At 69.9% G+C, this 19,712-nt stretch carries 23 protein-coding genes and 1 pseudogene; 15 read left to right on the top strand and 9 right to left on the bottom strand.

Annotation, left to right across the window (positions count from 1 at the left end):
• Window positions 1-3: 3 nt before the first annotated feature.
• The 3 genes from CEG14_RS24770 to CEG14_RS24760 are packed head-to-tail and all read right to left on the bottom strand — an operon-like array spanning window position 4 to window position 1,859.
• Window positions 4-186, bottom strand: coding sequence for a hypothetical protein (locus CEG14_RS24770; RefSeq protein WP_094829085.1), 183 nt, complete (start codon window positions 184-186; stop codon window positions 4-6).
• 39 nt (window positions 187-225) lie between these two features.
• Entirely contained in the window at window positions 226-1,023 is a 798-nt protein-coding gene (locus tag CEG14_RS24765) for a type III pantothenate kinase (RefSeq protein ID WP_094829084.1), read from the bottom strand.
• Entirely contained in the window at window positions 1,020-1,859 is an 840-nt protein-coding gene (locus tag CEG14_RS24760) for a biotin--[acetyl-CoA-carboxylase] ligase (protein ID WP_094829083.1), read from the bottom strand. The genes CEG14_RS24765 and CEG14_RS24760 overlap by 4 nt, the downstream gene beginning before the upstream one ends.
• Window positions 1,860-1,944: 85 nt before the next feature.
• Here CEG14_RS24760 and CEG14_RS24755 point away from each other — a divergent pair, with 85 nt between their 5' ends.
• The 10 genes and pseudogenes from CEG14_RS24755 to lipA all read left to right on the top strand — a co-directional run bounded on the left by CEG14_RS24755 (window position 1,945) and on the right by lipA (window position 10,806).
• Entirely contained in the window at window positions 1,945-3,075 is a 1,131-nt protein-coding gene (locus tag CEG14_RS24755) for an MlaE family ABC transporter permease (protein WP_094829082.1), read from the top strand.
• A complete protein-coding gene (locus tag CEG14_RS24750; protein WP_094829081.1) occupies window positions 3,075-3,914 on the top strand; it encodes an ABC transporter ATP-binding protein in 840 nt (279 codons plus the stop codon). The genes CEG14_RS24755 and CEG14_RS24750 overlap by 1 nt, the downstream gene beginning before the upstream one ends.
• Complete coding sequence (locus tag CEG14_RS24745; RefSeq protein WP_094829080.1) at window positions 3,901-4,827, top strand: MlaD family protein; 927 nt, start codon at window positions 3,901-3,903, stop codon at window positions 4,825-4,827. The genes CEG14_RS24750 and CEG14_RS24745 overlap by 14 nt, the downstream gene beginning before the upstream one ends.
• A 5-nt stretch (window positions 4,828-4,832) precedes the next feature.
• The gene (locus CEG14_RS24740) at window positions 4,833-5,456 is read left to right on the top strand and encodes an ABC-type transport auxiliary lipoprotein family protein (RefSeq protein ID WP_094829229.1); all 624 of its coding nucleotides are present in this window, start codon (window positions 4,833-4,835) and stop codon (window positions 5,454-5,456) included.
• Window positions 5,457-5,521: 65 nt separating this feature from the next.
• A complete protein-coding gene (locus tag CEG14_RS24735; RefSeq protein WP_094829079.1) occupies window positions 5,522-6,175 on the top strand; it encodes an alpha/beta hydrolase in 654 nt (217 codons plus the stop codon).
• 137 nt (window positions 6,176-6,312) lie between these two features.
• Window positions 6,313-7,560 (top strand): D-alanyl-D-alanine carboxypeptidase family protein, encoded by a 1,248-nt coding sequence (locus CEG14_RS24730; RefSeq protein WP_094829078.1) that lies wholly within the window; start codon window positions 6,313-6,315, stop codon window positions 7,558-7,560.
• A 157-nt stretch (window positions 7,561-7,717) separates the two neighbouring features.
• Window positions 7,718-8,584: a D-amino acid aminotransferase gene (locus tag CEG14_RS24725; protein ID WP_094829077.1), complete on the top strand. Its 867-nt coding sequence runs from the start codon at window positions 7,718-7,720 to the stop codon at window positions 8,582-8,584.
• A gap of 63 nt (window positions 8,585-8,647) precedes the next feature.
• Window positions 8,648-8,923, top strand: a complete 276-nt coding sequence (locus tag CEG14_RS24720; RefSeq protein WP_094829076.1) for a YbeD family protein — start codon at window positions 8,648-8,650, stop codon at window positions 8,921-8,923.
• A 13-nt stretch (window positions 8,924-8,936) separates the two neighbouring features.
• Window positions 8,937-9,587 (top strand): annotated as a pseudogene (gene lipB / locus CEG14_RS24715) (lipoyl(octanoyl) transferase LipB); the annotation flags it as partial.
• Window positions 9,588-9,807: 220 nt separating this feature from the next.
• Window positions 9,808-10,806 (top strand): lipoyl synthase, encoded by a 999-nt coding sequence (gene lipA / locus CEG14_RS24710; protein ID WP_094829074.1) that lies wholly within the window; start codon window positions 9,808-9,810, stop codon window positions 10,804-10,806.
• 67 nt (window positions 10,807-10,873) lie between these two features.
• On the opposite strand, the gene CEG14_RS24705 is transcribed toward lipA, so the two are convergent.
• A complete protein-coding gene (locus CEG14_RS24705) occupies window positions 10,874-11,437 on the bottom strand; it encodes a cob(I)yrinic acid a,c-diamide adenosyltransferase (protein WP_094829073.1) in 564 nt (187 codons plus the stop codon).
• A 220-nt stretch (window positions 11,438-11,657) separates the two neighbouring features.
• Here CEG14_RS24705 and CEG14_RS24700 point away from each other — a divergent pair, with 220 nt between their 5' ends.
• Window positions 11,658-11,963 (top strand): copper-binding protein, encoded by a 306-nt coding sequence (locus CEG14_RS24700; RefSeq protein WP_094829072.1) that lies wholly within the window; start codon window positions 11,658-11,660, stop codon window positions 11,961-11,963.
• 85 nt (window positions 11,964-12,048) lie between these two features.
• Here the strand turns inward: CEG14_RS24700 and hslU are convergent, their stop codons facing one another.
• The 5 genes from hslU to CEG14_RS24675 all read right to left on the bottom strand — a co-directional run bounded on the left by hslU (window position 12,049) and on the right by CEG14_RS24675 (window position 16,654).
• Window positions 12,049-13,386 (bottom strand): ATP-dependent protease ATPase subunit HslU, encoded by a 1,338-nt coding sequence (gene hslU, locus CEG14_RS24695; RefSeq protein WP_094829071.1) that lies wholly within the window; start codon window positions 13,384-13,386, stop codon window positions 12,049-12,051.
• A 29-nt stretch (window positions 13,387-13,415) separates the two neighbouring features.
• Window positions 13,416-13,952: an ATP-dependent protease subunit HslV gene (gene hslV, locus CEG14_RS24690; protein WP_094829070.1), complete on the bottom strand. Its 537-nt coding sequence runs from the start codon at window positions 13,950-13,952 to the stop codon at window positions 13,416-13,418.
• 144 nt (window positions 13,953-14,096) lie between these two features.
• Window positions 14,097-14,561: an RNA polymerase-binding protein DksA gene (gene dksA, locus CEG14_RS24685; RefSeq protein WP_003807164.1), complete on the bottom strand. Its 465-nt coding sequence runs from the start codon at window positions 14,559-14,561 to the stop codon at window positions 14,097-14,099.
• A gap of 140 nt (window positions 14,562-14,701) precedes the next feature.
• Entirely contained in the window at window positions 14,702-15,808 is a 1,107-nt protein-coding gene (locus CEG14_RS24680; RefSeq protein WP_094829069.1) for a CobW family GTP-binding protein, read from the bottom strand.
• A gap of 339 nt (window positions 15,809-16,147) precedes the next feature.
• Window positions 16,148-16,654 (bottom strand): Fur family transcriptional regulator, encoded by a 507-nt coding sequence (locus CEG14_RS24675; RefSeq protein ID WP_094829068.1) that lies wholly within the window; start codon window positions 16,652-16,654, stop codon window positions 16,148-16,150.
• A gap of 251 nt (window positions 16,655-16,905) precedes the next feature.
• Here CEG14_RS24675 and CEG14_RS26465 point away from each other — a divergent pair, with 251 nt between their 5' ends.
• From CEG14_RS26465 to CEG14_RS24655, 4 genes are read left to right on the top strand one after another with little or no spacing between them, the layout of a single operon-like run.
• Entirely contained in the window at window positions 16,906-17,049 is a 144-nt protein-coding gene (locus CEG14_RS26465) for a hypothetical protein (protein ID WP_176461334.1), read from the top strand.
• Complete coding sequence (gene aztA, locus CEG14_RS24665; RefSeq protein ID WP_094829066.1) at window positions 17,046-17,747, top strand: zinc ABC transporter ATP-binding protein AztA; 702 nt, start codon at window positions 17,046-17,048, stop codon at window positions 17,745-17,747. Before CEG14_RS26465 ends, aztA begins: the two co-directional genes overlap by 4 nt.
• Entirely contained in the window at window positions 17,744-18,649 is a 906-nt protein-coding gene (locus CEG14_RS24660; RefSeq protein ID WP_094829065.1) for a metal ABC transporter permease, read from the top strand. Before aztA ends, CEG14_RS24660 begins: the two co-directional genes overlap by 4 nt.
• Window positions 18,646-19,704 (top strand): metal ABC transporter substrate-binding protein, encoded by a 1,059-nt coding sequence (locus CEG14_RS24655; protein WP_094829064.1) that lies wholly within the window; start codon window positions 18,646-18,648, stop codon window positions 19,702-19,704. Before CEG14_RS24660 ends, CEG14_RS24655 begins: the two co-directional genes overlap by 4 nt.
• Window positions 19,705-19,712: the final 8 nt, after the last annotated feature.

The following is a 19,712-nucleotide window of genomic DNA, read 5'->3' as shown; positions in this document are numbered from 1 at the left end:
ATCTCAGGGCGCGCGGCCCTGGCTGGCCGCGGTGAGCGGCAGGACGGCGACGCGGTCGGCGTTCAGTTCCTGGGCGGCGCGGCGGTAGTCGCGGCCTTCATCGTCGGGGCGCACCCCGAGCCAGCCCTGGCCCAGGCCATAGGCCCAGACGTTGGCCAACACGATCAGGAAAAACAGAATGCGCATGGATCGGGCTCTCCGTGGGTCGGATCGACTGCGAGCTTATCAGGACTGCACGGCGCCGTGCGCCACCAGCGCGGCCAGGCCGTCGAGCACCGGCCCCGCCAGCACCTGCGGCATCGCGACCGCGCCGGCGTCCGCCAGCAGCCGTTCGGTTTCCTCGCGCACCTCGGGCCAGCCGCCGCCCGCCACGTAGATCTCCGGCGCGACGCCATAGCGGCGCTCGGCCACCAGCCACTGGCGCACCAGGGCGCCGGCCTGGGCCGCGCCGATGCCGCTGGCGATGGCCTGGACCGTGTTGGTGGGGAAGTCGGCGATGGCGCCTTCGGCGAAGGGCAGGTTGGCGGTGCCGCGGTTGAGCGCGTTGCGCATCATGGCCGGGCCGGGCAGGATCAGGCCGCCCGGGAAGGCGTTGTCGGGCGCGATGGTGTCGATGGTGGTGGCCGTGCCGAAGCAGGCCAGCAGCACCGGCGGGCGCTGCGCCGGCAGGCGTGCCAGCACGCCCAGCAGCGCGGCCCAGCGGTCGGCGCCGAGCTGCTCGGGCCGGTCGTAGTGGTTGTGCAGGCCGAGCGCCTCGCGGCGCGACTGCTGCCAGTGCACGGCGCAGCCGCGGCTCGACAGGGTGTCGGCGATGGCCTGGCCGCGCTCGGCGCCGGCCACGTTCACGCCCACGGCCTGGGCGGGCCGCTGCGGCAGCGTATCGAGCCAGCGGCCCAGGGCCTCGAAATCCAGGTTGTCGAAGGCCAGCGGCTGGTCTTCGCGGCCGCCGTCGGCGTGGCGCAGGCCGATCTTCAGGCGGCTGTTGCCGGAGTCGATGAGCAAGGTGGTGGCGGGCGGGTTCATGCGCGCGCCCGGACCGAGATCTCGCCCACCGACACGGTGATCGTGCCCTGCTCGGTACGCACCTGCAGGCGGCCGAATTCGTCGAGACCGCAGGCGATGCCTTCGTGCAGCACGCGGCCCTGGTCCTGGACGGTGACCGGGCGCCCGATCAGCGCGTCGAGCGCGGCGTAGCGCGCCTGGAAGGCCTCGAAGCCGCCTTGCTCGAGCGCCGCGACCGCGTCCTGCCAGGACAGGGCCAGCGCGGCGACCAGCTCGGCCACGCCGGCGGCCGGCCCGGCGTCATGCGCGGTGACCTGGCTCCAGTCGGCCACCTCGCGGCCGAGCGCGGCGCTCAGGCCCGCGGCGTCGCGCAGGTTCAGGCCCATGCCGATCACCACGGTGTGGGTGTCGCGGCCGGGCGTGCGGATCGATTCCACCAGGATGCCGGCGAGCTTGGCGTCGTGCCATTGCAGGTCGTTGGGCCATTTGACGCACAGCCCGCTCGCACTGCTCAGCGTGCGCAGGGCCTCGCAGGCGGCCAGGCCGGACAGCGGCGAAATCGCCGGCAGCCGTGCCGGCGGCACGCGGATCTCATAGGCACAGGACACCATCAGGGTCGCGCCCGCCGTGTTGGCCCAGCTGCGCCCGGCGCGGCCGCGGCCGCTCTGCTGTGCGTGCGCGCCCAACAGCCAGGGGCGCGCGGCGCCGCCGGCGCGGGCCCGTTCCATCAGATCGGCGTTGGTCGAGCCGGTCTGCACGACCCAGGCGACATCCTGGAATCCGGGCAGGCGGGCGGCAATCGCGCGCGCGAGCTCGTCGGGCGCGGGCAGGGCTAGGGGGCGGGCGGGTACTGACATGGGCGGGATTGTAGGTCACTCGACACCGGCGGGCCGTATATGATTCTGTTACGGTGCGACTAACGGCCCTGCCTTGCGAAGATACATGCATCAAAACCCGACTACAGCTGTCCGACCCGCCCAGCCGCTGCGGCTGGACAACGGCGTCTGCGTGGTCGCGGGCGACTGGAGCATCGAGGCCCTGTCCGCGCCCGGCGAGGTGAGGGCGCGCCGCGAGCTGCTGGCACGCGCCGGCGCCGAGGCCCGCTGGGACCTGCGCGACATCGTGCGCCTGGACACCATCGGCGCCAACGTGCTGTGGCGCGCCTGGGGCGAGCAGCTGCCCGAGCGCGTCCGCCTCACCGACGGCCAGCGCGACGTCTTCGAGACCCTGGCGCGCCACCGCGGCGAGCCTTGCCCGCCCGAGCCGCCGCGCGATCCGGTCGCCTGGGTGCGCGCCATCGGCCAGGCCATCTTCGACGCGGCCGGCCACGGCAAGGTGCTGCTCATCATGCTGGGGCAGCTGGTGCTCGATGTCTTCGCCATGCTGGCACGCCCCGCGCGCGCGCCGTGGCGCGAGATCTCGGCCCAGATCTACCGCACCGGCGCGCAGGCGCTGGGCATCACGGCGCTGGTGGGTTTCCTGATCGGCGTGGTGCTGTCGTATCTCTCGGCGCAGCAGCTCCAGCTGTTCGGCGCCGACCGTTTCATCGTGCGCCTGCTGGGCGTGTCGATCGTGCGCGAGCTCGGCCCGGTGCTGGCCGCCATCCTCGTGGCCGGGCGTTCGGGCTCGGCCATCACCGCGCAGATCGGCGTGATGCGCGTCACCGAAGAGCTCGACGCGATGCGCGTGATGGGCATCTCGCAGAGCCAGCGCCTGATCCTGCCGCGCGTGGTGGCGCTGGCGATCACCATGCCGCTGCTGGTGATCTGGACCGACGCGATGGCGCTGATGGGCGGCATGCTGGCGGCGCAGGCGCAGCTGGGCGTGTCGGCCGCGTGGTTCATCAAGTCGCTGCCCGACGCGATCACGCTCACCAACTACTGGATCGGCGTGGCCAAGGGCGTGAGCTTCGGCGTGCTGATCGCGCTGGTGGCCTGCCACTTCGGCCTGCGCATCAAGCCCAACACCGAGAGCCTGGGCCGCGGCACCACGGCCTCGGTCGTCACCGCCATCACCGGCGTGATCCTGGTCGACGCGCTCTACGCCGTCGTCCTGAGCCTGCTGAGGATCTGATGAGCGCCACCGCCCAGGCCCGCCTCTTCGCCGACAACGAAATGACCGTCGCCCCGGTCATCGCGGTGCACGGTCTGCGCACCGCGTTCGGCGACCACGTCGTGCACGACCGGCTCGATCTCACCGTCTATCCGGGCGAGATCATGACGCTGGTGGGCGGCTCGGGGTCCGGCAAGACGGTGCTGCTGCGCACGCTGCTGGGCCTCAATCCGCCGGCCGCGGGCCGCGTCGAGGTGCTGGGCCACGAGCTGGCGCGCCTGTCGGGCCGCGACCGCCTCAGCCTGTCGCGCCGCTGGGGCATGCTGTTCCAGGCCGGCGCGCTGTTCTCGGCGCTCACGGTGTTCGACAACGTGGCGCTGCCGCTGCGCGAGCTGCGCACGGTGCCCGAAGACCTGGTGCGCGACGTCGTGATGAGCCGGCTGGCGATGGTGGGCCTGACCGCGCGCGACGCGATGAAGGCGCCGTCCGACCTGTCCGGCGGCATGATCAAGCGCGTGGCGCTGGCGCGCGCGCTGGCGCTCGATCCCGAGCTGCTGTTCCTGGACGAGCCCACCGCGGGCCTGGACCCGGTGCGCTCCGATGAATTCGTCGACCTGATCCGCGCGCTGCACCGCCAGCTCGGGTTCACGGTCGTCATGGTCACGCACGACCTCGACACGCTGCTGGCGCTCGCCACGCGCGTGGCCGTGCTGGCCGAGAAACGCGTGATCGTCTGCGACACGGTACCGGAGGTACTGAAGGTCGATCACCCCTTCATACACAGCTTCTTCCTGGGCGAACGCGGCCGACGCGCGCTCGGAGACCTGGCACCCAAGGAACCGGGCAATGGAAAACCGTAGTCATGCCTTGCTGGCGGGCACATTCACGCTGGTGCTGCTGGTGGCGGCCGCACTCATCGCCATCTGGGTCGGGCGCGACCGCGCCGCCGTCACCATCTACGAGATCGTCTCGAGCACACCGGTCAGCGGCCTGTCGGCGCAGTCGGCGGTGCGCTACCAGGGGGTGCCGGTGGGCAAGGTGCAGTCGCTCGGCCTGAACCCCGACCGGCCGGGCCAGGTGCGCATCCGCATCGGCGTGGCGCCCACCACGCCCATCACCGCGTCCACCTGGGCCGAGATCGGCGTGCAGGGCGTGACCGGCCTGGCCAACGTCGACCTGCGCGACGATGGCAGTTCGGGCCGCCGCCTCGCTTCCAGCGAGGCGAAGCCGGCCACGATCCCGCTGCGCCCGGGCTTTCTCGAGCGCGTCGAGCAGCGCGGCGGCGCGCTGCTCAACAACTTCGAGCAGACCGCCGAGCAGCTGCGCAACATCGTCAGCCCGCAGAACGTGCAGGCCCTGACCGATGCGCTCAACAACGTCACCGCCATCACCGGCGAGCTGCGCGCCGCCAGCCGCGAACTGGCGCCCGCGCTGGCCAAGGCCGGCCCGCTGGTGGACTCGCTGTCGAACAGCTCGCGCGAGATCGGCCAGCTGGCGCAGTCGGCGCGGCAGGCGGTGGCGCGCCTGAACGCGCCCGACGGCCCGCTCTCGCTCGCCACGACCAGCCTGCAGGACATCGCGTTCGCGGCCTCGCGCCTCGACCGCGAGACCCTGCCGGCCATGACCAACATGGCGCGCAGCGTCGACAGCGCGGCGCGCAGCGCCAACCGCACGCTGCGCAACGTCGGCGACACGCCGCAATCGATTCTGTTCGGACCCGCGCCCTCCGTGCCGGGCCCGGGCGAGGCCGGCTTCGCCGGATTTGGGAGATGATGCCGATGACTCCGCGTACCCTGACGCGCTGCGCGCCGCTGGTGCTGGCCGCGATCCTGCTGGCCGGCTGCAGCGTGGGCCGCGTGGGCACCCCGCCCGGCCTGTTCGACCTCGGCCCGTCGGCGGACACCGCCGCCGTGTCGCCGCTGCCGCCGCGCGTGCCGATCCAGCTCGCCTACACGGCCTCGCCGGTGCTGTACGAGTCCGGCGTGATCTGGCGCGTGGGCGAGAGCGCCTCGCCGAAGTCCTATGCCACCTATCGCTGGACCCAGCCGCCCGCAACCCTGGTGCGCGAGCGCCTGATCGACCGGCTTTCGCTCGAGGGGGCGGTGATGGTCGAGTCCGCGGTGCCGGCGGCCGTGCAACTGCAGGTCTCGCTGGTGCGCTTCGAGCAGGTGTTCGCGGCCGATGGCCAGCGCAGCGAAGGCCGCATCGTGCTGCAGGCGGTGGCGATCCAGGACCGCAAGGTGCTGGGCCAGACCCGCGTCGCGCGGGCCGTGCCCGCGCCCACCCAGGACGCGCCGGGGGGCGTGCAGGCCTTGCGCCAGGCCACCGACGCCGCGGCCGACGAGCTCGCGGGCTGGCTGGCCCGCACGCTGCCGCCGCCCGCGCCGCCACGGGGCGGCTGAGAGCGGCGAGGGGCGACCGGTTAACATGCCTGCTTTGGATTTCACGCACCGCGAGCCCCGTTCCCATGCCTGCCCGTACTGACATCGTCTCGTTCACCGGCGCCGCCGGCCGCATCGAATGCGCGCTCGACTGGCCCGACGACACGCCCCGCGGCTGGGCGCTGGTGCTGCATCCGCATCCGCTGCAGGGCGGCGCCCGCGACAACAAGGTGGTGACCACGATTGCGCGCGCATGCGTGCAGCATGGCCTGCTGGCGGTGCGCCCCAACTTCCGTGGCGTGGGCGGCTCCGAGGGCGAGTTCGACAAGGCCGTGGGCGAAACCGAAGACATGCTCGGCCTGATCGACCAGGTGCTGGCGCAGCAGCCCGAGCTGGCCGGCCTGCCGTGGGTGCTGGGCGGCTTTTCGTTCGGCACCTCGGTGGCCGCGCAGGTCTATGCCACGCTGGCCGACCAGGAGGGCGCGCGCCTGCCGGCCGCCATCATGCTGATGGGCCCGGCGGTGGGCCGCTTCCAGTTCCGCGAGGTGCAACTGCCCGAAGACGCGCTGCTGGTGCACGGCGAGGCCGACGAGGTCGTGCCGCTGGCCGAGGCGATGGACTGGGTGCGTCCGCGCGGCGTGCCGCTGGTCGTGATTCCGGGCGCCTCGCATTTCTTCCATGGCAAGCTGCTGTCGCTGCGCACGCTGGTGCAGGCGCGCCTGAAGGTGGCGCTCGACTGAGTCGGCGTTGCATCGCGTTGCATGTTTTCCCTGATGGCGGAACGTTCCGCGCCCGGACGTGTCGGATACGCTGCCTATAATTGATCGCTGACAGCCGGCCGCCAGAGTCCGGCGCCTCCACACCGAATTCGTAGCCGATGAAGACTTCGCACCTTTCCGCAGATTCCTCCGCCATCCTGTTCCCGCGCCGCGCGCTCGCCGGTGCCGTGCTGGCCGCCCTGATGGCCGTCAGCGTGCCGGCCGGCGCGCAGAGCACGGCGCCCGCGCCCGCCACCACCACCGCGGCGCCTGCCGCCACCGTGGCCGTGGGCGACCTCTCGGCCGTGCCCGCGCCCACCATCGCGGCCAAGGCCTGGATCACGATCGATGTGGGCAGCGGCCAGCTGCTGGCCAGCTCCAACCCCGACATGAAGGTCGAGCCGGCCTCGCTCACCAAGATCATGACGGCCTACGTCGTGTTCAACGCGCTCGACGAAAAGCGCATCACGCTCGAGCAGCAGGTGCCGGTGTCCGAGCATGCCTGGCGCACGGGCGGCTCGCGCATGTTCATCGAGCCGCGCAAGCCCGTCACGGTCGACGAGCTGATCCAGGGCATGATCGTGCAGTCGGGCAACGACGCCTCGGTCGCGCTGGCCGAGGCCGTGGGCGGCAGCGAGAGCGCGTTCGCCGCGCTGATGAACGAACAGGCGCAGCGCCTGGGCATGAAAGACACCCATTTCATGAACGCCACGGGCCTGCCCGATCCGCAGCACATCACCACGGCGCGCGACCTGGCCACGCTGGCCGCGCACCTGGTCTCGGATCACCCCGAGTACTACCACTACTACAAGCAGCGCAGCTACAGCTACAACAAGATCACCCAGCCCAACCGCAACCGTCTGCTGTGGGCCGACCCCTCGGTCGACGGCATGAAGACCGGCCACACCGATTCGGCCGGCTACTGCCTGGTGGCCACCGCGCTGCGCGGCGACCGCCGCGTGCTTACGGTGCTGCTGGGTGCCGACAGCGAATCGACCCGCGCCGAAGAAAGCCTGAAGCTGCTCAACTGGAGCTTCCAGAACTTCGACACGGTCAAGCTCTACGACAAGGCCCAGCCGGGCCTGGACGCGCGCGTCTGGGAAGGCAAGGTCGAGACCGTCAAGCTCGGCCCGCCGAACCCGGTGGTGCTGTCGGTGCCGCGCGGCAAGGCCAACGACATCAAGCCGGTGGCGCAGCGCACCGATCCGCTGGTCGCGCCGCTGGCCAAGGGCCAGCAGGTCGGCACGCTGCAGCTCACGCTCGACAACAAGGTCCTGCGCGTCGAGCCGCTGGTGGTCCAGGAAGACGTCGAACGCGCCGGCTTCTTCGGCCGCATGGTCGACACGGTCAAGCGCTGGTTCGACTAAAAAGCGCGCCCGGCGCCGCGCCGGGCGCCGCACTGCGGGTGTAAGCTGGCGGTGCCTGTGCGCAGGCATCGAACCCACCGGGCCGCCGCGAGGCGGCCCGTGTGCCATGGCGAGGCGGATCGGGGCCGATCCGCCGCCAAACCCTCAGGAGCATTCCATGATTCCGGGCATGCCGGGCGACAGCCAGGTATATCTCAACGGCGACTTCACGCGCCTGGACGAGGCCAAGATTTCGGTTCTCGACCGTGGTTTCATCTTCGGCGACGGCATCTACGAAGTCGTCCCGGTCTACGACGGCAAGGTGTTCCGCATGAACGAACACCTCGATCGCCTCGATCGCAGCCTCAAGGCCATCCGTATCGCCTCCCCCTTCGACCGCAGCGGCTGGATCGGCCTGATCGACCAGCTGGTGGCGCGCGCCTCGACGCCCACCTGTCTGGTGTACCTGCAGATCACGCGCGGCGTGGCGCGGCGCGACCACGGCTTTCCCACCGAGCCCGTCACGCCCACCGTGTTCGGCATGGCGACGCCGTTCGCCCCGCCCACGCCGGCGCAGCGCGCGCGCGGCGTGGCCACCATCTCGATTCCCGACGAGCGCTGGCTGCATTGCGAGATCAAGTCGGTGTCGCTGCTCGGCAATGTGCTGGCCAAGCAGGCGGCGGTGGAGGCCGGCGTCGAGGAGGTGCTGCAGTTCCGCGACGGCTTCCTGAGCGAGGGCGCCTCGTCCAACATCTGGGTGGTGCGCGACGGCACGCTGCTCGCGCCGCCCAAGAACAACCTCATCCTCGAGGGCATCCGCTACGGCCTGATGGGCGAGCTCGCGGCCGCGGCCGGCGTGCCGTTCGAGATGCGGCCGCTGCCGCGCGCCGAGGTCGAGTCGGCCGACGAGATCCTGATCACGTCCGCCACCAAGGAAGTGCTGGCCGTGACCGAACTCGACGGCCGGCCGGTCGGCGACGGCAAGCCCGGCCCTGTTTTTGCGCTGTTGCGTGCGGGTTATGATGCCCGCATCGCTGCGCTGTAAAAAGCCACTCGTCGCCCGGGCGCCGCAGGCGCCCCGGCCGACCTCTCGCAGAGGCTGGTACCCATCATGAATATCCCCCCCGAAGAATCCCTCATCGAATATCCGTCCGACTTCCCCATCAAGGTGATGGGCAAGCAGCACCCGGAATTCGCGCAGACGCTGACCGCCGTCGTGCTCGAGCACGACCCCGGCTTCGATCCGGCCTCCGTGGAGATGCGGCCCAGCAAGGGGGGCAACTACCTCGGCCTGACCTTCACCGTGCGCGCCACCTCGCGCGAACAGCTCGACGCGCTCTACCGCGCGCTGCATGGCCACCCCATGGTGTCCATCGTCCTGTGAGCGGCGCGCGCGCATGATCACCTGGCTGGACGCCCCGGCCGACTACGCGTCGGTGTGGCAGGCGATGCGTGCCTTCACGGCCGCGCGCCAGCCCGGCACGCCCGACGAGATCTGGCTCTGTGAGCACGCCCCGGTCTACACGCTGGGGCAGGCCGGCAGCCCCGCGCACCTGCTCGATGCCGGTGCGATTCCGGTGGTGCACTGCGACCGCGGCGGCCAGGTCACCTACCACGGCCCCGGCCAGGTGGTGGCCTACACCCTGTTCGACCTGCGCCGCGCCGGCCTGTACGTGCGCGAATACGTGGCGCTGCTCGAAGACGCCGCCATCGCCACGCTGGCGCAGCACGGCATCGCCTCCTGTCGCAAGCCCGGCGCGCCGGGCGTCTACGTGCGCCTCGACGGCGAACTGTGCAAGATCGCCGCGCTCGGCATCAAGATCCGCAACGGCTGCGCCTACCACGGCGTGGCGCTCAACGTGGCCATGGACCTGGCGCCGTTCCTCGGCATCAACCCCTGTGGCTACGAGGGGCTGCGCACGGTCGACATGGCCGCCTGCGGCGTGTCGGCCTCGGTGACGCAGGTCGGCGAGACGCTGGCCCAGGCGCTCGCCGCCGCGCTGGCCGCCGCGCTCGCTGCCGCGCAGGCCGCCGCGCACGCCACCCCGCTGGCCGCCGCACCGTCCGCCGCGCACGCCGCCGTCACCGACGCGGCCGTCACCGCCACGCCGTCCGTGGCCCCGATCCCCTCCGCCGTGCCGGCCCCGCCGGCATCCTGTGTTCCCCCTCGTGTCCCGCCCCTTGCCGGGCGGGCGGCGGCGGGGGAGTAAAATGCCTTTTTTGTCCCAGACCGCCCGGCCCCGCGCCGCCAGGTCGTGAAGGTGCCTCATGTCCCAGATCGTCGATTCTTCCGAGCCCTCGAAGGAACCGCAGGTCGCCGCTCCGGCGTATGACCCGACCCAGAAGCAGAAGTCCCAGGCCAAGACCGCCCGCATCCCGATCAAGATCGTGCCGGCCGAACGCCTGAAGAAGCCCGAGTGGATCCGCGTGCGCGCCGCCGCGCCCGGTTCGCGCTTCTACGACATCAAGCGCATCCTGCGCGAGCACAACCTGCACACGGTCTGTGAAGAGGCGTCGTGCCCCAACATCGGCGAGTGCTTCGGCAAGGGCACGGCCACGTTCATGATCATGGGCGACAAGTGCACGCGCCGCTGCCCGTTCTGTGACGTGGGCCACGGCCGTCCCGATCCGCTCGACACCGAAGAGCCGAAGAACCTCGCCCGCACCATCGGCGCGCTCAAGCTGTCGTACGTGGTGATCACCTCGGTCGACCGCGACGACCTGCGCGACGGCGGCGCCGCCCACTTCGTCGACTGCATCACGCAGATCCGCGAACACTCGCCCAACACCCGCATCGAGGTGCTGGTGCCCGACTTCCGCGGCCGCCTCGACCGCGCGCTGGCCATCCTCAACGCCGGCCCGCCCGACGTGATGAACCACAACCTCGAAACCGTGCCGCGCCTCTACAAGCAGGCGCGCCCGGGCTCCGACTACATGCACTCGCTCAAGCTGCTGGCCGAGTTCAAGAAGCTGCATCCCGAGGTGCCCACCAAGTCGGGCCTGATGCTGGGCCTGGGCGAGACCGACGAAGAGATCCTGCAGGTCATGCGCGACATGCGCGAGCACAACGTCGACATGCTGACCATCGGCCAGTATCTGCAGCCCTCCGAGCATCACCTGCCGGTGCTGCGCTACGTGCACCCGGACACCTTCGCGATGTTCGAGCGCGAGGCCTATGCCATGGGCTTCTCGCACGCCGCCGTGGGCGCCATGGTGCGCTCGTCGTACCACGCCGACGAACAGGCGCATGCCGCCGGCGTGAACTGACGCGCCGCGGCGCGGCAGTGCAAAGGCCAGCCCGCGGGCTGGCCTTTTTCATGGCGCGGCGCGCGCGCTACGACTGGATGCGCGAATTGCGGCTGGTCCAGTACACGTCGGGCTGGCCCAGCGACTGGTTGAGGTAGCGCGCCAGCACGAACATCAGGTCGGAGGCCCGGTTCAGGTACTGGCGCAGCGGCGCGTTGACCGCCTCGTCGCGCGCCAGCGCCACCACCGCGCGTTCGGCGCGGCGCGCGCTGGTGCGGGCCAGGTGCGCCAGGGCCGCCGCGCGGCTGCCGCCGGGCAGGATGAATTCGCGCAGCGGGGGCAGGGCGGCGTTGTAGTGGGCGAGGCGGGCGTCGAGAAACGCCACCTGCGCGTCGGCCACCGCGGTGTGGCCGGGAATGCAGATCTCCGCGCCCATGTCGAACAGATCGTGCTGCATGGTGAGCAGGTCGCTGCGCACGGCGTCGGGCAGGTCGGGCTCGCACAGCAGCAGGCCCAGCGCGCTGTTGAATTCGTCGACGTCGCCGAGCGCGACCACGCGCGCGTGATCCTTGGCGATGCGCGAGCCGTCGCCGAGTCCGGTGGTGCCGTCGTCTCCGGTGCGGGTGGCGATGACGGACAAGCGGTTGGCCATGGAACGATCCTTGCTGAATGGGCGGTGCGGCGCCGGGAAGGGCGACTCGCGGGGCTCACATTGTAGGGTCGCGCGGGCCGGCATCCTGTAACGGAACGGATCATCCGACGCCATAAATATTGTCAGACTTGTTGCGTTTGCACAGGGCCGCGGCGGCGTCCGTGTTGGTATCCTGTGTCTGTGGGCGCGCTGCGACGCGCCGCTGCTTTCGGAGGTTTGGATGGGCTTTTCCCGCAAATACGGAACGACATTCGCGATGGCCACGGCGATGTCGGTCGTCACCCTGGCCACGCCGATGGCGTTCGCACAGCAGGCGAGCGCCAGCGGAGAAGTGCGCCGTATCGACGCGGCCGCCGGCACCGTCACCATCAAGCACGACGCCATCTCGGCGCTCGACCTGCCGGCCATGACGCTGGTCTACCAGGCGGATCCCAAGCTGCTCGACGGCATCAAGCCGGGCGACAAGGTGTCGTTCACCGCCACCCGCAAGGACGGCCGCTACATCGTGACCGCGATCTCCAAGTGATGCACCGAGGCGCCGCGGCGGCGCCCCAAAGACAAAGGCCCGGCAATGCCGGGCCTTGTCACGTGCGCGCCGCGCGGGCGCGCGCTTACAGCACGTAGCGCGCCAGATCCTGGCTGCCGGCGGTTTCGGCCAGCTGCGCATCGACGTAGGCCGCATCGATCCGGACCGCCTGGCCGCTGTTGGCGGTGGCGTCGAACGAGAGCTCGTCGAGCAGCTTCTCCATCACGGTGTACAGACGGCGCGCGCCGATGTTCTCGGTGCGCTCGTTGACCGAGAAGGCCAGCTCGGCGAGACGCTTGATGCCCTCGTCGGTGAAGTCGAGCTTCACGCCTTCGGTGTCGAGCAGCGCGGTGTACTGCTTGACCAGCGAGGCGTCGGTCTCCGACAGGATGCGCACGAAGTCGTCGGCCGACAGCGAGTCGAGCTCGACGCGGATCGGGAAGCGGCCCTGCAGTTCGGGGATCAGGTCGGACGGGCGGGCCAGGTGGAAGGCGCCCGACGCGATGAACAGGATGTGATCGGTGCGCACCATGCCGTAGCGGGTGTTGACCGTGGTGCCTTCGACCAGCGGCAGCAGGTCGCGCTGCACGCCCTGGCGCGAGACCTCGGCGCCGCCCGACTCCTGGCGCGCCGCGATCTTGTCGATCTCGTCGAGGAACACGATGCCGTTCTGTTCGACGTTGGCGATGGCCGCGGTCTTGATGTCGTCTTCGTTGACGCGCTTGGCGGCCTCTTCGTCGACGATCAGCTTGAAGGCTTCCTTGATCTTGATTTTCTTCGGCTTGGTCTTGTCGCGCGAGATGCCGGCGAACATGCCGCGCAGCTGCTCGGCCATCTCTTCCATGCCCGGCGGCGTCATGACGTCGAGCTGCGGCATGGGCTGCGCCACCTCGATCTCGATCTCGGTGTCGTCGAGCTTGCCCTCGCGCAGGCGCTTGCGGAAGGTCTGGCGGGCGGTGCTTTCCTCGCCGCCGCGGTCGGGCTCGCCCATCGCGTTGCGCGACGGCGGCACCAGCACGTCGAGGATGCGGTCTTCGGCCGCGTCTTCGGCATGCGTGCGCACGCGGCGCATCTCGATCTCGCGGGTCTGCTTGATCGAATACTCGGTCAGGTCGCGGATGATGGTGTCGACGTCGCGGCCGACGTAGCCCACCTCGGTGAACTTGGTGGCCTCGATCTTGATGAAGGGCGCGTTGGCCAGCTTGGCCAGGCGGCGCGCGATCTCGGTCTTGCCCACGCCGGTGGGGCCGATCATCAGGATGTTCTTCGGGTGGATCTCGTGGCGCAGCGGCTCGGCCACCTGCTGGCGGCGCCAGCGGTTGCGCAGCGCCACGGCGACCGCGCGCTTGGCGCGATTCTGGCCGATGATGAATTTGTCGAGTTCGGAGACGATCTCTCCGGGGGTCATGTTCGATGCGGACATGGCAGCGGGTCCTTGGTGGCGTCGGGCGTTCAGCCCAGCGTCTCGATCACGTGGTTCTGGTTGGTGTAGATGCACAGGTCGCCGGCGATCTCGAGCGATTGCTTGACGATCGTCTCGGGGGCGAGCTCCGTGTTGCGCAGCAGGGCCAGCGCGGCCGATTGCGCATAGGCGCCGCCGGAGCCGATCGCGGCCAGGCCATGCTCGGGCTCGAGCACGTCGCCGTTGCCGGTGAGCACCAGCGTGTGTTCGGCATCGGCCACGATCAGCATGGCCTCGAGGCGGCGCAGCACGCGGTCGGTGCGCCAGTCGCGCGTGAGCTCGACGGCGGCCCGCATCAGGTGGCCCTGGTGCTTCTCGAGCTTGGCCTCGAAGCGCTCCTGCAGCGTGAAGGCGTCTGCCGTGGCACCCGCGAAACCGGCGAGGACCTTGTCGTGGTACAGCCGGCGGATCTTGCGGGCCGTGCCCTTGATGACGATGTTGCCCAGCGTGACCTGGCCATCGCCGCCGAGTGCGACGCGGTTGCCGCGGCGCACGCAGACGATGGTGGTGGCGTGAAATTGTTCCATGCGTTCCTTCCTTTGAAGGTCATACCTGGGGATGATCGACCCGATTTCAAGGCGCAAGGTTCCCGCGCGGCGCCCATGAAAAAGGGCCATGCCGGTTTCCCAGCATAGCCCTGCGCAGCGTAAAAAACTGTGACGATCGGACGGTCAGTCGCCGTACAGCTTCTGGCGCATTTCGCGGCGTTCCTGTGCTTCGAGCGACAGGGTGGCCGTGGGACGCGCGAGCAGACGCGGCACGCCGATCGGCTCGCCGGTTTCTTCGCACCAGCCGTATTCGCCGCTGTCGATGCGGGCGATCGCCTGCTGCACCTTCTTGAGCAGCTTGCGTTCGCGGTCGCGGGTGCGCAGCTCGAGCGCATGCTCTTCTTCGATGGTGGCACGGTCGGCCGGATCGGGCACGAACTGCGTTTCGCGCAGGTGCTCGGTGGTCTCCCCGGCGTTGGCCAGGATGTCCTGTTCGAGTTGTTTGAGCCGCTCCTTGAAGAACGCCAGCTGGCGGTCATTCATGTAGTCGGCCTCGGGCATGGCCAGCAATTCCTGTTCGCTGGGCAGATCAATCGCCGTATCGCTCGTCGACTTGCTTGATTTTTTGGTTGCTGCCTTCGTAGCCATGAAAACACTCCACTATGAATCGGTCCAGATACCGCCTGATGGCGCATTCCGGCTGGCCGTATAACCATTCTGTACCTGCGCTAAGGGATCCTCGCAGTACGGTTCTACTTGGGTTGCTCTGATAATGCCGGGGGCCTGTTTCAGCCCACCAGGCACTGCTCAAGACCGCGGGTGAAAATTTCCTGCGGCAGTTTGCGGCCGATGAAGACCATTTTGGTCGAGGGCTTCTCCGAAGACGTCCAGGGCTTGCCGGGCTCGGCGCCCATCATCATGTGCACGCCCTGGAACAGCATGCGGCGATTGATGCCCTTCATGTAAAGAATGCCCTTGTAGCGCATCAGGTCGGGGCCGTACACCTGCACCACGCCGCCCAGGAATTCTTCGAGGCGGGCCGGATCGAAAGGCTTGTTCGAGCGGAACACGAACGCGCCGATGTCGTCGTTGTGCTGATGGTGGTGATGATGATGGCCGTGATCGCAGTGTGCGCCGCAATCGTGGTCGTGGTCGTGATCATGGCCGTGGCCGTGGTCATGACCGTGATCGTGGTCGTGCTTGGCGTCGGGATGCTCGTCGGCCAGGAACTGCGGATCGATGTCGAGGATCGAGTTCAGGTTGAAGCCGCTGATGTCGATGATCGACTTCAGGTCGGCTTCGCCGAAGTGCACCGGCGTGATCGGCGCGCGCGGGTTGATCCGCACCAGGCGGGCGCGCAGCGCTTCGTAGTCGACGTCGTTGATCAGGTCTTTCTTGGACACCAGGATGCGATCGGCGAAGCCGACCTGCTTCTGGGCCTCTTCCTGGGCATCGAGCGTGGCCATGCCGTGCTTGGCATCGACCACGGTGATGACGGCATCGAGGCGGTAGTACTCGGCGATCTCGTCGTCCATGAAGAACGTCTGGCACACCGGGCCGGGGTTGGCCATGCCGGTGGTCTCGATGATCACGCGTTCGAAGTTGAGCGCGCCGGATTCGCGCTTGGCGCGCAGATCGGACAGCGTGCGCATCAGGTCGCCACGCACCGTGCAGCAGATGCAGCCGTTCGACAGCTCGATGATCTCTTCATCGCTGTCCTGGACCAGCAGGTCGTTGTCGATGCTCTCGGGTCCGAATTCGTTTTCGATCACGGCCAGGCGGCGGCCGTGATATTCGGTGAGGATACGCTTGAGCAGGGTGGTCTTGCCCGCACCGAGGAAGCCGGTGAGGATGGTGACGGGAACCATTTTGTCCAAACTGCGCTGGGTGTTCATGGCGATGCTGGGGCTAAAGACGTGCCGTGCATGGCCGGATCGAGGGGCGGGGCCGACCGACGCCGCGCGTATCTGAGAGCGGGTCTCGGAGACTTGCGGGCCGGGAAGGCTTGCCTGCCGATGTGGCAGCACGGCGCGATATTGGGGCTGCAAGGGTCGCAATCGCAACCGGACGCAGGATTACAGCACAGTACTCTGTGACGGGCAAACCCTTGGGAAACCCTGGTCCGGATTGGTGCAGATGACGCCCCGTAAGCAGCCAGGTGCGGGGCGATCCAGACAAATGGGGGCAAATCCGGCGATTTCAAGAGCCGGATTGCAACCGAATGCGTGCGGCGTTCAGTGGTGGTGGTGCGCGTGGGCGGCCGCGGCCTTGGCCGGATCTTTCTGGCACTGCGGGCACAGCGCGCGGATCTCGGTCTCGTGGGTGGCCAGCGCGAAGCCGGTCTGGGCCACGCGCTCGGCCAGCTGGCGGCTCATGGCGGGGTCGCTGACCTCGGCCACCGCGCCGCAGCCGGTGCAGACCACCAGCAGGTCGTGCGGGGCGCCGGCCGCGTCGTGACAGGCGGTCCAGGCGTTGACGGCATCGAGCCGGTGGATCAGGCCCTCTTCCATCAGGAAGTCGAGCGCGCGATAGACGGTGGGGGGCGCCGCGCCCGGGTGCACCGCGCGCATGGCTTCGAGCAGTTCGTAGGCTTTCAGGCTGCGACCGTGGCGCAGCATCAGCTCCAGCACCTTGCGCCGGATCGGCGTGAGGCGCCGGCCGCGGTCGGCGCACAGCGATTCGGCCAGGCTGAGTTGCTCGTCGACGTGATCGGTGCGGGAGGGGCGGGTAGAGGCTGACATGGCGGTCTGTGTCGGTGAACCGGTCCGCGATTGGAAAAGACAGCACAAGGGCGGGCCGGAATGACGCGAAGGTAGCAGAAAACGCGACCCTCCGGTTTGGCAGGCACTATTGTTATGATATAACATATTATTTGCTGCGGCCGTCACACCGGCACGGACGCGGCTTTTGCGCGGCGCCCCGGCGCCGCGCTTTTCCTTTGTGCGCCAGCGCGGCGCTCGCCCTCCGCTCTCTATATAGCGCCGGCCCCGCCATGTCCCAGCCTCACGTCTCCCGTCCCGCCTTCTCCCTCCTGCGCCAACCCGCCTGGATCCGCCTTGCCGGGGCGGCCGCCCTGGCCGCGGCCGTCTGGCTGCTGGTGCTGTGGGCGATGGCGCCGGCCGGGAGCCCGGCATGAGCGCCGCGGCGCCGCTGCTCACGCTGGAGAATGCCGACTTCGGCTGGGGCGGGCAGGCGGTGGTGCGCGGGGTGAGCGGCGCGTTTCGCGCCGGCACCATGACCGCGGTGGTCGGCCCCAACGGCGTGGGCAAGTCCACGCTCATGAAGGGGCTGGCCGGGGCGCTCGCGCCGCTGGCCGGCGCGGTCCGGCGCCACGACGACGGCCGCGCGCGGGTGGCCTGGCTGCCGCAGCGCGCCGACCTGGACCTGGCGTTTCCGCTCGACGTGCACGACCTGGTCGCGATGGGCGCCTGGCGCCGCACCGGCGCGTGGCGCGGGCTGGGGGCGGCCGAACAGGCCCGCATCGATGCGGCCATGGCGCGCACCGGCATCGCCGCGCTGGCCCGGCGCCGGCTCGACACGCTGTCGGGCGGTCAGTTGCAGCGCGCGCTGTTCGCGCGGCTGCTGGTGCAGGACGCCGATCTGCTGTTGCTCGACGAGCCGTTTGCCGCCGTCGACACCGAGACCGTGCATCAGCTCTGCCGCCTGCTGGGCGAGCTCAACCGCGAGGGGCGCACCGTGATCGCGGTGCTGCACGATCGCGAGGTGGTGCGCGCCTATTTCGGCGACACGCTGGCGCTGGCGCGCGCCGACGGCGCGGGCCGGGTGCAGGCCTGGGCGCCGACGCCGGCCGCGCTCGACGGGGAGGCGCCATGAGCGCGTGGCAGGCCCTGCACGCCTGGCTGGTCGATCCCTTCGTGCAGTTCGGTTTCATGCGGCGTGCGCTGGCCGGCGCGGTGGCGCTGGCGGCCGGCGCCGCGCCGGTGGGCGTGTTTCTCGTGCTGCGGCGCATGAGCCTGATGGGCGATGCGATGTCGCACGCCATCCTGCCCGGCGTGGCGGCGGGCTATCTGCTGGCCGGGCTGTCGGTGCCGGCCATGATGGCGGGCGGCGTGTTCACCGGGCTCGCGGTGGCGCTGCTGTCCGGCCTCGTGACCCGTCTCACGCCCCTGCGCGAAGACGCGAGCTTCGCCGCGTTCTACCTGATTTCGCTGGCCCTGGGCGTGACGCTGGTGTCGCTGCGCGGCTCCAGCACCGACCTGATGCACGTGCTGTTCGGCACCGTGCTCGGCATGGACGACGCTGCGCTCTACATGGCGGCCGCCGTCACCACGCTCACGCTCGGCGTGCTCGCGCTGATCTTCCGCCCGCTGGTCTACGAGTGCTTCGATCCGGGCTTTCTGCGCATGCAGGGCCGCGCGGGCGCCTGGGCGCACGGCGCCTTCCTGGCGCTGGTGGTGCTGAACCTGGTGGGCGGATTCCAGGTGCTGGGCACGTTGATGGTGGTGGGCCTGATGATGCTGCCGGCTGCGAGCGCACGCTTCTGGGCCCGCAGCGTGGGCGGGCAGATCGTCCTGGCGATGGCGCTGGCGATGGTCGCGAGCGCGGCCGGCCTGCTGCTGTCGTTCCACCTCGATCTGCCCGCCTCGCCGGCCATCATCCTGGCGGCCGGCGCCGTCTATTTGTGCTCCGTGGCCGGCGGGCCGCGGGGCGGTTTGTGGCAGGGGGCGCGTCGGTCGCGCCGCCGCGCCTTGGCAATCACAGGAGATATGCGATGAAACGATCCGGACTGGGCAGGGGCCTGCGCATGGCGCTGGCGGCGCTCGTCACCACGGCAGGGCTGGGCACGGCCGCGGCCGCGCTGGCCGCGCCCGTGCCCGTGGTGGCGAGCTTCTCGATCCTGGGCGACATGGTGCGCGAGGTCGGCGGCGAGAACGTGTCGGTCACGACGCTGGTGGGGCCCGACGGCGACGCCCACACGTATGAGCCCACACCCGCCAATGCGCGCGAACTGGCGCGCGCCCGCCTGCTGGTGGTCAACGGCATCGACTTCGAGACCTGGCTGCCGCGTCTCACGCAGGCGGCCGGCTTCAAGGGCACCACGGTGGTCGCGGCCGACGGCGTGAAGGTGCGCCGCTTCGCCGGCGAGGAAGGCCACGACGCGCACGGCCACGATCACGACGACGGCCACGCGCACGGCGCCGGCCACGATCATGGCGACCACGACCACGACCACGACCACGACCACGACCACGACCACGACCACGACCATGACCACGACGAGGCCGGGGGCGGACACCATCACGTGATGGATCCGCACGCCTGGCAGGACCTGCGCAATGCGGTGATCTACGTGCGCAACATCGCGCGTGCGCTGGCCGCCGTGGATCCCGCCAACGCCCAGGCCTACGGCAAGCGCGCCGACGCCTACGTGGCCCGTCTCGAGGCGCTCGACGCCCGCGCGCGCGCGACCTTCGGCGCGATCGATCCGGCGCGGCGCAAGGTGGTGTCCTCGCACGATGCGTTCGGCTATTTCGGCGATGCCTATGGCGTCACGTTCATCCCGGTCGAGGGCCTGTCGACCCAGGGCGAACCGTCGGCCGCCGAGGTGGCCCGCATCATCGCGCAGGTGCGCCGCGAGAAGGTGCCGGCGCTGTTCGTGGAAAACATCTCGAGCCCGCGCCTGGTCGAGCAGATCGCGCGTGAAACCGGCGCGAAGGTCGGTGGTACGCTCTATTCCGATGCGCTGTCCCGCCCGGGACAACCGGGCGCGACCTATCTCGGGATGTTTGAATGGAACGTGGAGCAACTCGCCGCAGCCTTGCGGCGCTGAGCGGCGCC

The organism is Bordetella genomosp. 1, from assembly GCF_002261335.1.
In the GTDB taxonomy this organism is placed as follows: Bacteria; Pseudomonadota; Gammaproteobacteria; order Burkholderiales; family Burkholderiaceae_B; genus Bordetella.
Note: the sequence above shows the minus strand (reverse complement) of the source record. Positions and strands in the feature narration are given on the sequence as shown.